Annotated in this window: 14 protein-coding genes; 6 read left to right on the top strand and 8 right to left on the bottom strand. The window is 63.7% G+C overall.

Going from position 1 to position 11,378, the window contains the following annotated elements:
* Nucleotides 1-13: 13 nt before the first annotated feature.
* On the bottom strand, nt 14-922 hold the full coding sequence (locus BW940_RS08730; protein ID WP_076608819.1) for an alpha/beta fold hydrolase: 909 nt from the start codon (nt 920-922) through the stop codon (nt 14-16).
* A 417-nt stretch (nt 923-1,339) separates the two neighbouring features.
* Between BW940_RS08730 and BW940_RS08725 the strand changes: the two genes are divergently transcribed.
* A complete protein-coding gene (locus tag BW940_RS08725) occupies nt 1,340-2,239 on the top strand; it encodes a ketopantoate reductase family protein (RefSeq protein ID WP_076608818.1) in 900 nt (299 codons plus the stop codon).
* A gap of 77 nt (nt 2,240-2,316) precedes the next feature.
* Here the strand turns inward: BW940_RS08725 and BW940_RS08720 are convergent, their stop codons facing one another.
* Both BW940_RS08720 and BW940_RS08715 read right to left on the bottom strand, forming a co-directional pair.
* Nucleotides 2,317-2,679 carry a NifU family protein gene (locus tag BW940_RS08720; protein WP_076608817.1) on the bottom strand — a complete coding sequence of 121 codons (363 nt, stop codon included), beginning with the start codon at nt 2,677-2,679 and terminating at the stop codon, nt 2,317-2,319.
* 86 nt (nt 2,680-2,765) lie between these two features.
* The gene (locus tag BW940_RS08715; RefSeq protein ID WP_076608816.1) at nt 2,766-3,116 is read right to left on the bottom strand and encodes a DUF5783 family protein; all 351 of its coding nucleotides are present in this window, start codon (nt 3,114-3,116) and stop codon (nt 2,766-2,768) included.
* A gap of 163 nt (nt 3,117-3,279) precedes the next feature.
* Here BW940_RS08715 and BW940_RS08710 point away from each other — a divergent pair, with 163 nt between their 5' ends.
* Complete coding sequence (locus tag BW940_RS08710) at nt 3,280-3,669, top strand: hypothetical protein (RefSeq protein WP_173834871.1); 390 nt, start codon at nt 3,280-3,282, stop codon at nt 3,667-3,669.
* A gap of 205 nt (nt 3,670-3,874) precedes the next feature.
* Complete coding sequence (locus tag BW940_RS08705; RefSeq protein ID WP_076608815.1) at nt 3,875-4,630, top strand: PHP-associated domain-containing protein; 756 nt, start codon at nt 3,875-3,877, stop codon at nt 4,628-4,630.
* Nucleotides 4,631-4,635: 5 nt separating this feature from the next.
* Here the strand turns inward: BW940_RS08705 and BW940_RS08700 are convergent, their stop codons facing one another.
* The 5 genes from BW940_RS08700 to hemC all read right to left on the bottom strand — a co-directional run bounded on the left by BW940_RS08700 (nt 4,636) and on the right by hemC (nt 9,350).
* A complete protein-coding gene (locus BW940_RS08700) occupies nt 4,636-6,132 on the bottom strand; it encodes a DHHA1 domain-containing protein (protein ID WP_076608814.1) in 1,497 nt (498 codons plus the stop codon).
* A 49-nt stretch (nt 6,133-6,181) separates the two neighbouring features.
* Nucleotides 6,182-6,541 carry a hypothetical protein gene (locus BW940_RS08695; RefSeq protein ID WP_076608813.1) on the bottom strand — a complete coding sequence of 120 codons (360 nt, stop codon included), beginning with the start codon at nt 6,539-6,541 and terminating at the stop codon, nt 6,182-6,184.
* Nucleotides 6,542-6,657: 116 nt separating this feature from the next.
* Complete coding sequence (locus BW940_RS08690) at nt 6,658-7,392, bottom strand: uroporphyrinogen-III synthase (RefSeq protein WP_076608812.1); 735 nt, start codon at nt 7,390-7,392, stop codon at nt 6,658-6,660.
* Nucleotides 7,389-8,225: a uroporphyrinogen-III C-methyltransferase gene (gene cobA, locus BW940_RS08685; protein WP_076608811.1), complete on the bottom strand. Its 837-nt coding sequence runs from the start codon at nt 8,223-8,225 to the stop codon at nt 7,389-7,391. The genes BW940_RS08690 and cobA overlap by 4 nt, the downstream gene beginning before the upstream one ends.
* Nucleotides 8,226-9,350 carry a hydroxymethylbilane synthase gene (gene hemC / locus BW940_RS08680; protein WP_076608810.1) on the bottom strand — a complete coding sequence of 375 codons (1,125 nt, stop codon included), beginning with the start codon at nt 9,348-9,350 and terminating at the stop codon, nt 8,226-8,228.
* A gap of 136 nt (nt 9,351-9,486) precedes the next feature.
* On the opposite strand from hemC, the gene BW940_RS08675 reads away from it, so the two are divergent.
* The 3 genes from BW940_RS08675 (at nt 9,487) to BW940_RS08665 (ending at nt 11,322) form a co-directional block, all read left to right on the top strand.
* Nucleotides 9,487-9,852, top strand: a complete 366-nt coding sequence (locus tag BW940_RS08675) for a group I truncated hemoglobin (protein ID WP_076608809.1) — start codon at nt 9,487-9,489, stop codon at nt 9,850-9,852.
* A gap of 97 nt (nt 9,853-9,949) precedes the next feature.
* Entirely contained in the window at nt 9,950-10,762 is an 813-nt protein-coding gene (gene pheA, locus BW940_RS08670) for a prephenate dehydratase (RefSeq protein WP_076608808.1), read from the top strand.
* Between the two features lie 101 nt (nt 10,763-10,863).
* Nucleotides 10,864-11,322 (top strand): peroxiredoxin, encoded by a 459-nt coding sequence (locus BW940_RS08665; protein ID WP_076608807.1) that lies wholly within the window; start codon nt 10,864-10,866, stop codon nt 11,320-11,322.
* The last annotated feature ends 56 nt before the right edge of the window (nt 11,323-11,378 follow it).

Here is an 11,378-nt window from a genome sequence, read left to right as displayed (position 1 = left end):
ATCGCAGTCCGTCTCAGTCGCTGGCTGGAGTGAAACCCGGAATCTGGCCTTTGGGGTACTGTATCTGTGGCGTGTGTCGATGATCCGGCAGCCACTCCCGGAGGCTCTCGTTGAACCGCTCGGGTCGCTCTCGTGGGGTCCAGTGGCCGCAGTCGCCGACCAGATCCAGTTCCGCGTTCGGCAGTCGGTCAGCGGCACGAATCGACCACTCGACGGGGACGAGCGGGTCGTCTCTGCCGTGGACGAGCAGTGTTGGAACAGTCAGTGACTCGAGGTCGTCGACGAAGTTCGTCGCGACGCGGCCGTTAAACGAGAGTTCGTTCCGCTGGAACTGCTTGAACGCCTGGATCGACCCCGGTTCCATCAATTTTCCTCTGACGTCCTCGACGAACGGCTCGGGGAGGTCGCTGGCGTCGGCGACGAGGCTATCGAGGACCATCCGTACGCTTTCGCTGGTGGCGCTGCAGGCGATCTTTCCGAACTCCGTGATGCCGGGGATCTGTCCGAGCACCTTCCAGGGGAGGGCGCTGGGCAGTCGGCCGCCGAGACCGTAGCTATCGACGAGCGCTAACTGCTCGACGCGATCGGGGTGTTCGAGGGCGTAGCCGAGTGCTACACCGCCACCCATCGAGATCCCGGCCAGGGTGACGCGGTCGTACGGCAGCGTCTCGAGGAAGCCCTCGAGGACGTCGACGTACGTCTCGATGGTGTGGGTGACACTGCCCGTACTGTTGCCGTACTCCGGCCAGTCGATTCCGTAGACCTGGTAGTCGTCGGCGAGGGCGTCGATGGTGTGTCGCCACGAAACGGTTGCGTCATCGATTCCAGCACCGTGACAGAGGACGACGGGCGGACCGCTGGTGCCCGCGCGTCGGTATGCGATCCGGCAGTTGCCGACGGTGGCGACACCCGTTCCGGTCATTGGTGGGACACGCCGTCGCCGTGATTGCTTGGATTTGGATGCTGACTGCTGCGACTGTCCGTGGGGGACACGGGAGAACATAGCCGTGCTGATCGTCCGACACCGCTGTCAACCGTGAAACCGTCGATAGTCGGTCGGTTTCCCGTTCGGACTGACTCGAGACAACGCGTTTCGACTGGAGCGACCCCGGGAGCGACTCCAGTGGTGCGACCTCCTTTCATATACCCTTCCTCTGAACGGGGGATGTATATTGTTTTCTATTCTCATGGGAACGATTGTCATCTTGGTTGCACTATTCACTCGACTCGAGTGTCGACAGCTATTTTATATAGCATTTGTTGATTTATTGCTGGCTGTTCGAATCAAGAACCGGGACGAAAACCGCTTTCACTGCGCTCGATACAGGAGTACGTAGCTATGGAGATCGTCATCTTCGGTGCCGGCAGCCTTGGCAGTCTCATCGGCGGCGCGCTCGCATCCGACTCCAAAAACGCAGTCACACTCGTCGCGCGTGACCCTCATGCAAGTGCCGTCTGTGCGTCTGGCCTCGAGGTCCGTGGCGAACTCGAGACAACAGTCACTCCACACGCGACGACTGACGGCCACGGACTCGAGGCCGACCTCGCTGTTGTGGCGGTCAAATCGTTCGACACCGCGGCGGCCGCCGAGACGCTCGCGACGGGGTCGTATGACACCATCCTCTCGTTGCAAAACGGGATGGGCAACGAGGAGACGCTTGCGGCCCGGCTCGAGGCACCGGTCCTGGCCGGAACGGCCTCCTACGGCGCGATTTTGCAGGCACCAGGCGTCGTCGAGTGTACCGGCATCGGCGAGATCGTCCTCGGTGCCCGAGCAGGTGGCTCCTCGGACCGTGCAGATCGGATCAGCGACCTGTTCGCGTCGGCCGGCCTCGAGACCACCGTCGCCACGGATATGCCCCGACGGCTCTGGGAAAAGCTCGCCGTCAACGCGGGGATCAATGCCATCACGGCGCTCACCGAAACCGAAAACGGCGCGGTGCTCGAGGCCGACGCGAACGACCTCGCACTGTCGGCCGCCCGCGAAACGGCTCGCGTCGCTCGTTCGTGTGCCGTGTCGCTATCGAACCGAGAGGCAGTGGTCGCGCTGGAGTCCGTTGCAACCGAGACAGCCGCGAACACCTCCTCGATGCGTCAGGATATCCACGCCGAGCGCCGCACCGAGATCGACGCCATCAACGGGTATGTGGTCGATCGGGCCGCCGAACGCCAGGTTCCGACGAACCGAATTCTCACGGCACTGGTCCGGACGTGGGAACGTGGAGTCGGCATACGCTGACTCGCTTTCGGACTCGCCGACGCAATCGAGTGGCGCTGCTGGTCGACGTGATAAACAACAGTACGGGCTCGAGAACGTTAGAACGGAGCTTCGGGGCCTTCGTCCGCTTCGCCGTCGTCGTCGACGGTTTCACCGGGGAACGATGGGCTCATTCCACCGCCCATGTCGTCGCCGCCTTCAGCGCCGGTGTGGGCGTTGACTTTCTCGATTTCGGGGATCTCTTTGACCATGCGGCTCTTGATCGCCTGAATCGTCATCGGCGAGATCCCACAGCCACTGCAGGCACCACCGAGTGCGATACTGACCTCTCCGGTCTCGCGGTCGAGATCCTGAATCGCCGCGCTGCCGCCGTGCATCTGAATCTGCGGGAAGTTTCGCCGCAGGAAGTTCGCGACGCGTTCCTCGAGGTCGTCCCCGTCGTTCTGGGTCTCGGTACTCATAGGCCACCCTTGGGTGTGCGCACCCCTAAACCTTCCGTCATCCGCAATCGCTCGCCGACAGCCATGGCGGCTTGTGTCGGCTGTCGTTACTTCAACCCGAAGATCCGCTCGAGTTCGGTTTCGATCTCCGCGACGTGGCGCTCGAGGATCTGCTCGAATCGCTCTTCCTCGACGACCACGCCTGAAAGCCGTCCGTACGGATCGTCGGGAAGCTCGATTCGGAACTCGCCGTCGTGTTCTTGCGGGCTTTGCCCGCTCGAATCGTTCCCCTCGTAGAACGGCTCACTCTCGTTTAACACCTGCTGGTCGATCGCGTGGACGAGCTCGGAGTCGTAGTTGTCGTTCATGCGGTTGAACGCGTTCTTGTACGCCTGCTGGAGTTCGGGAAAGTAGTTGGCGTACTTGTCTTCGAATTTTTCGGGATCGAACTCTGCCATACTCGAGCCGAGGGCGAGCGACGACAAAAGTCGGACGATCGGTCGTCCGTACTTTCAGCCCTATTGGTACTACCAGCTCGTTGATTCAGTATGGGCCACCTACATACGGACGATGCGTACGCAAGCGGAACCAACACTCTTGCGACGCTCCTCAGGACGCTACATGTCCCCTGACCATCCCCCAATCCCACGTGAAGAACTCCCTCCCGGATGGGGGCCTGCTGACTGCTGTGACGGGCAGTTCGCGTATCGTCATAGCCAGCCACCGCTCGAACTCGTTGCGGATCGGACCGCTGCTGACCGATCCCATCCCGGACTCGGCCTCAGCCGCTGTTGGGAACTCCGCTATCGCTACTTCCTTGCCGATCAGTCGGTCGCCGAAGCGATCGGTCGTGTCTCGACTCGTCAGGCCGCAATCAAGGGCATGCTCGAGTGTATGCACCACGTCCACGAGCGTGTCGACGAGCCGGCTGGTCCCGGGGAGATACGGGATGTGCTCGAGCAGGTTCGGCTTTCAGACGTCGTTCCTGACACCCTCTCACCGATTGAGTGAGTCGGGCACACGTGGCCGTCAACATGCTATTAGCACAGCAAACAACTGATTACCGCCGTCAGCAGTTGCAGGCCAGTATCGAAATATTCAGCTAATAAAGTGTATAATGCGATATTGAATCGTCTGTTCCCGGACGACCACTGGCGGTGCGCTTATATTTCTATCAGCAGAATGGGTACTCACAGACGCCACCCGACATGGTCCTATGACATCTCAGATCCCATTTGCTATCGACTTCCACGTCCACTCGGATGAGTCATACGACGGTCACGAACCGATCGAACTCATCCTGGAGCACGCAGCCGATATCGGCCTCGATGGAGTCGTTATCACTGACCACGATGAAATCGGCGAGTCACTTCGCGCCGCAGAACTCGCACCGGAGTACGGACTCGTGGGTATCCCCGGTGTCGAGGTCTCGACCCGACACGGCCATCTGCTGGCAATTGGTGTCGAACAACGACCGGATCCTGGTCAGCCATTCATGAAAACCGTCGGCACCGTCCGTGAACTGGACGGGGTGGCTATCGTTCCACATCCCTTTCAACGGAGCCGCCACGGCGTCCACAAACGCCATATCAAAGACGCCGACGCGATCGAGACCTACAACTCCATGGTCTTTACTGGCTACCGGAATCGCCGTGCCCGGACGTTCGCCCGCCGGCGAGCGTATCCCGAAATCGGCGCGAGCGACGCCCACTACCTCCCGAACGTCGGCAAGGCATACACCGAAATCCTCGTCAGTCCCGACACAGCGAACCCGACGAAAGCAGATATCGATGGCGACGACCTCGTCGATGCCATTCTCGAGGGTCGCACCCAGATTCGGGGTAAGCGCACGCCAATCCACAAAAGTACGGTCCAGTACGCCAAAGGAGCCGTTCGCAAGTCGACGTATCTGTTGACCTCGCGTACGCCGCTGGTGCCGACGGTTCCGGCGTCGATGGATCGCTCGAGATAACCGGCTCAGGAGAGCTGCTCGCCGACGATCGCGTCGGCGCGCTCGATAAACGTCGTTTCGTCTCCGTTCGGCACCGTCGCACCGGCAGCAACGTCGTGACCGCCGCCGTCACCACCGACGGCGCGTGCGGCCTCGCCGACGACGACGGAGAGGTCGAGTCCATTTCGAACGAGGCTGTGGGTGCCACGGGCCGAGACTTTGACGTGCTCGTCGTCTTTGTCGGCGAAGGCGATGATCGGCTTCGATCGGCTGATTCCCTGATTACCCATCGCCATCCCCGCGACGATGCCGACGATCGTCTCGCGAATGCGGTCGCCCGCGTGGAACCACTGGAGATTGTCCTCGTGGGTGACGCCTTCTTGTGTGACCAGATCGATCCCTGCCGAGAGGTTACGCCGGTGATCGCGCAGCAGCTTTCGGGCCCGCTCGAGGGCGTCCCCTCGATCGCCGAGACAGACCCCGAGGCCGACATCAGCGCGTTCGTAGCGGGCGGTCGCGTTGAGCAGCGTCGAGAACTCGCTTGTGTCCCGGAGCTCGGTGCCGACGGGTTCGTCGGGCAGGACGTAGGCGGTGCTGACGAGTCCGTCGATTTTCGTCGCCGGGACGCCACTCGAGACGGCCCGTCTGACGAGCGCGCTGGCGACAGTCTGTTTTTCGTCGTTCGTGAGCCCTGCCCACCGACGCCACTCACCGTCGCGTTTCAACTCGAGGTCGAGTTCGTCCAGAAAGCGCAACGCGCCGTTTTTGTCGTTGGAGATGCCGGGAATGTGGACGTCGGTGGCGTACTCGAGCAGTTTCGGCAGGGGACGGGTCTGTTTGCCGTAGAGTGCGAGATCCTTGCCGGTCTCGACGACGCCGGCGTCGACGCCCTCGGCGACGATCTTTGCGTTCGCGCCGTGGAGTTCGCCGCCGGAGGCCTGCATGTCGCCGACGGCACCGACGACGGCCAGTGCGGCGAGATCCCGGTTGTCCGAGCGGGCGGCGGTTGCCGTCCCGCCATCGGTTGCGACCGGCTCGTCCGACTGCTGGTCCGAAACCGCGGCAAGTGCGCGCGCGAGGACGTAACTCGCACCGGCTCCCGAGAGTTCGGACGCGCCGTTGATGCCGAACAGCAACGGGTTGAGGTGGTAGTCGGTTTCGACGCGGACCGCCTCGCCGTCCTCGTCGGCCGTCGCCGGCTGGTGGTGGTCCGCGATCACCGGGGTGAACGCGCCGTCGGCTTCGTACTCGCTGATAATATCGAGTTGGCCGCTTCCGAAGTCGGTAAAGAGGACGGTGTCGTACTCGGTCGCCGCGATATCGGCGAGTGCGTCCGCGTCGAGTTGCTTCTCGAAGACCGTCTCGAACGGAATCCGTGCCCGCTCGAGTGCCTGGACGGCGATCGCGGCGCTGGTCAGTCCGTCGGCGTCGATGTGTGAGGCCAGCAGAACGCGGTCGGCTCCAGCGAGCCGCGTTGCACAGCGGGTCGCACACTCCTCAAGTTCTGGAATCGGCCCAGCCATCGAGCTATCGTTGGGCCGGCTTCGCTCATAAACTTGCGGTCTGGTGCCGTCACACCACAAGCAGTTCCACCAGCGATCTGCGAGCGAGCAACAGGACGATGTTGTTCGCCGCGAACACGACGTAGAGGGCGACGACGCCGACCACGAATCGGACGTCGAGCGGGTCCGAGAGCACGTGGCCGATTCCGATCACGATCGCGGCGTAGCAGACGGCCGCCAGCACGACGCCCGGGAGGCCAAACAGCCCGTAGAACAGGACGGTGATCGGATTGAGTTCGGTTGCGTACGGGACCAGAAAGAACAGCGTTGCAGCAACCGTGTCGATGCCCCAGAGGACGAAAAACGCGCGTCGGAGTCCGACCGACGCCGGCGGATCGAGTTTCCGTGAGAGCGACGTTGCGACTGCCATCGGTAGTCGCTCTACAGGCTCGAGCGAGCGTGAGGACTAAGCTTGCGAGTGCTGGTTTGTGTGTAAATAACAACCGCTCTGCTACGGACTCGAGCGCGAACCGCCGTCGCGTCGCCCTATTCGCGAGTCGCCTCGAGTGTTTCGCGTGCGAGCGCGTCGAACGTGGCTTCGTCGGGGATCACGTCGACGTCGATCCCCAGCGAGTCGGCGGTGTCGGCCGTCGGCTCGCCGATGACGCCGATCGTAACGTCCTCGAGTCCGGCGAGCGTCTCCTCGCGAACACCACGGTCGGCGGCGGCCTCGAGGAAGTGGGCGACTGTCAGCGACGACGTAAAGCAGGCAGCCTCGAGGCTGCCCTCGGCGGCCAACTCGGCTGAGCCGCCGCTGTCTGCGGGGCGGACCAGTCGGTAGAGAATCGTTTCGTGGGTGTACGCACCCGCGTCGTTGAGTCCTTCGAGCAACACGGGGCTGCCGTGGTCGCTGCGGGCGACCTCGACGCGTGCGCCGTCGACGACGTCCTCGAGGGTCGCGACGAGTCCACTCGAAGTGTATTCGTCGGGAACGATATCGACGGTGTAGCCCTCCTCGCGAAGCGCGTCGGCGGTCGCGGGGCCGATGGCACAGACGGTGGCGTTGCCGGGCTCCCAGCCAGCCGCGGAGACGAGTTCCGCGCCGGTTTTGCTCGTGAGGAGCACGTAGTCGGCGTCGGTCCGTGGCGTCGCGTCGGTCGCGTCGACTGCCAGCATCGGATCGGCGACGGGAGTCGCGCCGAGTTCCTCGAGGAGGGAAACGGCGTCGGCGAGTCGGTCGTCGTCCGGGCGGAAGACAGCGACGGTGGGTGTGTCACTCATCGTGGCTCGTGGTTCATATCCTCGGTTGCGGCGTCGTAGTCGTTCCGAAGGAACTCGACGACTGATTTGCGAGTGCTGGCGACGCCGCCGATCACCGTGACCGCAGGCGGCGAGATGTCGTTCGTGTCGCGGGCGTCGACGATGGTCTCGAGGGTGCCCGTCGCGACCTGTTGGGTCGTCCACGTGCCGCGTTCGATGAGTGCGACTGGCGTTTCGGGGGCCATACCGCCCTCGATCAGTGCCGCCGTGTACTCGGGCAGCCGTGTGACGCCCATCAACACGACGATCGTGCCGCCGGCGGTGGCCAGCGCCTCCCAGTCGACGGCCGACTCCGGTTTGGTGGGGTCTTCGTGGCCGGTGACGAAGGAGACCGAGGAGGCGTGATCGCGATGGGTCACCGGAATACCGGCGACTGCGGGCGCGGCGACCGCCGACGTAATCCCGGGGACGACCTCGAAGGGGATTCCGTGGGCGGCGAGATACTCGGCTTCCTCGCCGCCGCGGCCGAAGACGAACGAGTCGCCGCCCTTGAGTCGAACGACGTTCTGTCCGTCGCGAGCGAGTGCGACCAGTCGTTCGTTGATCTCGGACTGTGGCGTCCGATTGCCGTGCGCTCGCTTGCCGACGTCTTGACGGTTCGCTTCGGGAACCATGTCGATGATCTCCGGCCCCGGAAGCTTGTCGTGGAGCACGATATCGGCGTCCTCGAGCAGGCGCTGGGCTTTGACGGTCAGTAACTCGGGGTCGCCAGGGCCGCTCCCGACGAGATAGACGGTGCCGAGTTCGGTGTGGACTGTCTCGTCTTCCACACTGGGTTCGTCCGACGCTGGCATCTACGCCCCCTCGTGTGTCTCTTCGTCGTCAGCGTCGCTCTCCGTACGGGCGTGCTCGATCAGGTCCGCTGCACCACGGTCTGCCAGATCGCGGGCGAACTCACGGGCGGCCTCGGCGTGGCGTTCGACCGGCAGATCTCGGCTCCCAGTCACCGACTGCTCACCGTTCTGGTCAAAAACGGTGACCGTCGCGTGGACGTGTTCGCCCTGGACGACCGCGTAGATGCCGACTGGCGCGATACAGCCCCCTCCCAACTCTGCGAGGATCGTTCGCTCGACCGTCGTCTCGACGCGACTGCGCGGGTGGTCGATCACGGACTGGATCTCGCGAGCCGTCTCGCCGTCGGTCGCGGTCACCGCGAGCGCGCCCTGTCCCGGTGCCGGGACGAACGTCGACGCCGGCAGCTCGTAGGCGTCGACGTAGTGGTCGAGCCCGCTTCGCTCGAGGCCGGCCTGTGCGAGCACGATCGCGTCGTACTCGGTCTCGACCTCGCGGCCGAGCGCCTGTTTTTCGAGTTCGGAAAGCCCGTCGAACCAGTCGTCAGTGGTCTGGTCGAAGTCGGGCTCGAACGCCTCGTTGCCGGTGTTCCCCTTGCGCTCTTTGTCCGCCTCTGTCCGTTTCTGGTGTTCGGCCTGCAGTGCGGGCGCGAGCAGCTTCTCGAGGCGCGTATCCACGTTCCCGCGCAGCGGCTCGACCTCGAGGTCGGGGCGCTCAGAGAGCAGTTGAGCCCGCCGTCGCAGACTCGAGGTGCCGACAGTTGCGCCCTCGGGTAACTCCTCGAGCGTCGCGCCCTCGGGCGTGATGAGCAGATCACCCGGTGGTCCCCGTGCTGGCACCCCGGCGGTCACCAGCTCTGTGGGCTGTTCGGTCGGCATATCCTTCATCGAGTGGATCGCGCCATCGACGTCGCCCTCGAGGACGCGTTCGTCGAGTTCACGGACGAACGCACCGGTTTTTCCCAGTCGGTGGATCAGTTCGTCTTTGATCTGGTCGCCCGTGGTATCGACGGTCACGAGTTCGACCTCGTACCGTCGGTCCTCCAGGGCCTCCTGCACCAGCGAGGCCTGCCGCCGGGCGAGTGTGGACCCCCGCGTCGCCAATCGCAACGTCCCGCGTGTTCTCATAGCCATGAGTCTGCGCTTGGGGTATGAAAAGCGCACGCTTGTCGGACGCGGGTCACCGGTCCGCAGAGACGAGTTTCAGCTTCGAGAACATGTTCGACGGGACGTTTATGTAAGTGACCCTGATTGATTGGTTCATATGTCGAAAACGATTTACGATCGACTCGGCGGCCAAGACGCCATTGCGGCGGTCGTCGACCGATTCTACGACCGCGTCGTCGCGGACGAACAGGTCGCTCACTACTTCGACGACGTCGACATGCACCGACAGCGGGCCCACCAGACCCAGTTTCTCAGCGCGGTCGCGGGTGGCCCCGTCGACTACACGGGTGCTGACATGGCAGCCGCACACGACGACCTCGAGATCACGAAACCCGACTTCGACGCGATCGTGGGCCATCTCGAGGCGGCCCTCGAGGCGTTCGAGGTCAACCCCGACGATCGGGACGCGGTTCTCGCCGCCGTCGGTGAGTACGAGGATGCCATCGTGACGGCGACGGCCTGATCGACCGCCGGTGGGGCGCGAAACGACGGCTCGAGTCCGCCCGCTCTGGCAAGTCGGACCCGAGGTCTTTTGATGCCGTCCCCGGTATCACAACCCAATGACTGCAGTTACGCTTGGTCCTGAAGGAACGTACTCACACCGGGCAGCCACGGCGATCGCCGACGGCGACGAGATCGACTTCCGCCAGTCGGTCACGGCAATCGTCGACGCCGTTGCCCGTGGCGAACACGACCGCGGTGTCATTCCGATCGAAAACAGCATCGAAGGCAGCGTCACGGAGAGCCTCGATGCGCTCGCGGAGTACGACGTCGCCGTCGTCCGCGAGATCGTCACGCCGATTCGACACGCCCTGCTCGCCCAGGGGCCGGAGTTCGACACGATCGCCAGCCACTCTCAGGCGCTAGCGCAGTGTCGCTCCTATCTCGACCGCGAGTATCCCGACGCCACGCTCGAGGCTGTCGCGAGCACGGCACAGGGTGTCGAGTTCGCCCGCGAAGATCCGTCCGTCGCAGGTATCGGCCACCCCGACAACGCCAGCAACGGCATCGAAGTGCTTGCTGAGGACATTCAGGACCAGGACTCGAACGCGACGCGATTCTTCGCGCTTGCACCCGCTGAAGAGCGCTCGAAAGGCGGGGGCAAATCCACGCTCGTCGTCTACCCGAACGCGAACTATCCTGGCCTGTTGCTCGAACTGCTCGAGCCCTTTGCCGACCGCGACATCAACCTGACGCGGGTCGAATCCCGTCCCAGCGGCCAGCGACTGGGCGACTACGTCTTCCACATCGACATCGAGGCCGGCCTCTACGAGGCGCGGACGAAAGAAGCGATCGAGGATCTCGAGAAGCTGGCAGAGAAGGGGTGGGTCCGTCGGCTGGGTTCGTACGACACCGAACACGTCGTCGGGTAGCGTTGAGCGATCGAGCCAGCGACTGAAGGGGAGCCAGCGACTGAAGGGGACCCATCGAGGAGACCACAAACTGTTTTTCCCCATCCCGCGGGAGTACGACCATGCCACTCACCGCAGGCGACGACGCGCCAACCGTGACCGCACCGACCCAAGACGGCGAGTCAGTGACTCTCGAGTTCGACGACCCCACGGTCGTCTACTTCTACCCGAAAGACGACACCCCCGGCTGTACGATCGAAGCCAATCAGTTCCAGCGCGAACACGAGACCTACCAGGATGCCGGCGTTGCAGTCTACGGCGTCTCGACCGACGACGTCGACTCCCACCAGTCGTTCTGTGCATCGGAAGGCCTCGAGTTCGACCTGCTGGCCGACCCCGACGCCGAGCTCGCCGCCGCCTTCGACGTCGATCTGCGGGACAGCGGTGTAACCAAGCGGACGACGTTCGTCCTCGCCGACGGCGAGGTCCAGACCGTCTACGAGAGCGTCGACCCAGACGGCCACGCGCGTGACGTGCTTCTCGATGCGATCGACGACGGACTGGTGACGCTGCCGGAGTAACGTTCTCGAGCCCTGTTTTGACCTCGAGGGGCGGGCAGAATTTATCCCACTCGAGG

This window comes from Natronorubrum thiooxidans, from assembly GCF_900156475.1.
GTDB classification, from domain to species: Archaea; Halobacteriota; Halobacteria; order Halobacteriales; family Natrialbaceae; genus Natronorubrum; species Natronorubrum thiooxidans.
This window is presented reverse-complemented; position numbering and strand designations above follow the sequence as displayed.

Coding starts and splice junctions, on each gene's coding strand:
- hemC (WP_076608810.1), bottom strand. CDS start 9,350: ATGAGAACACGCGGGACGTTGCGATTGGCGACGCGGGGGTCCACACTC.
- BW940_RS08705 (WP_076608815.1), top strand. CDS start 3,875: ATGACATCTCAGATCCCATTTGCTATCGACTTCCACGTCCACTCGGAT.
- BW940_RS08675 (WP_076608809.1), top strand. CDS start 9,487: ATGTCGAAAACGATTTACGATCGACTCGGCGGCCAAGACGCCATTGCG.
- BW940_RS08690 (WP_076608812.1), bottom strand. CDS start 7,392: ATGAGTGACACACCCACCGTCGCTGTCTTCCGCCCGGACGACGACCGA.
- BW940_RS08710 (WP_173834871.1), top strand. CDS start 3,280: ATGTCCCCTGACCATCCCCCAATCCCACGTGAAGAACTCCCTCCCGGA.
- BW940_RS08715 (WP_076608816.1), bottom strand. CDS start 3,116: ATGGCAGAGTTCGATCCCGAAAAATTCGAAGACAAGTACGCCAACTAC.
- BW940_RS08665 (WP_076608807.1), top strand. CDS start 10,864: ATGCCACTCACCGCAGGCGACGACGCGCCAACCGTGACCGCACCGACC.
- BW940_RS08730 (WP_076608819.1), bottom strand. CDS start 922: ATGACCGGAACGGGTGTCGCCACCGTCGGCAACTGCCGGATCGCATAC.
- BW940_RS08700 (WP_076608814.1), bottom strand. CDS start 6,132: ATGGCTGGGCCGATTCCAGAACTTGAGGAGTGTGCGACCCGCTGTGCA.
- BW940_RS08720 (WP_076608817.1), bottom strand. CDS start 2,679: ATGAGTACCGAGACCCAGAACGACGGGGACGACCTCGAGGAACGCGTC.
- pheA (WP_076608808.1), top strand. CDS start 9,950: ATGACTGCAGTTACGCTTGGTCCTGAAGGAACGTACTCACACCGGGCA.
- cobA (WP_076608811.1), bottom strand. CDS start 8,225: ATGCCAGCGTCGGACGAACCCAGTGTGGAAGACGAGACAGTCCACACC.
- BW940_RS08695 (WP_076608813.1), bottom strand. CDS start 6,541: ATGGCAGTCGCAACGTCGCTCTCACGGAAACTCGATCCGCCGGCGTCG.
- BW940_RS08725 (WP_076608818.1), top strand. CDS start 1,340: ATGGAGATCGTCATCTTCGGTGCCGGCAGCCTTGGCAGTCTCATCGGC.